This window comes from Aliivibrio sp. 1S128, assembly GCF_001691065.1.
In the GTDB taxonomy this organism is placed as follows: domain Bacteria; phylum Pseudomonadota; class Gammaproteobacteria; order Enterobacterales; family Vibrionaceae; genus Aliivibrio.
In genome coordinates, this window is record NZ_MAJV01000082.1 from 1 (window position 1) to 216 (window position 216).

The 216-nt window shown below is 40.7% G+C and carries 1 tRNA gene; it reads right to left on the reverse strand.

Annotated features, from left to right (window positions below):
* Positions 1 to 70: 70 nt before the first annotated feature.
* A tRNA-Ala gene (locus tag A6E03_RS10170) sits at positions 71 to 146 on the reverse strand.
* Positions 147 to 216: the final 70 nt, after the last annotated feature.

Consider the following 216-nt stretch of genomic DNA (forward strand, 5'->3'; position numbering starts at 1 on the left):
CAATTGTTTTTCAACCTAATGAAAGGTTTCGAAACCATTTTTAAAGACTCTCAAGGAGAATACTTAAAAATGGTGGAGCTATGCGGGATCGAACCGCAGACCTCTTCGCTGCCAGCGAAGCGCTCTCCCAGCTGAGCTATAGCCCCACATAACATCTCTTTACTTTTTTAACCTAATCAATCTGTGTGAACACTCATAAATCGTAATCTATCGTTT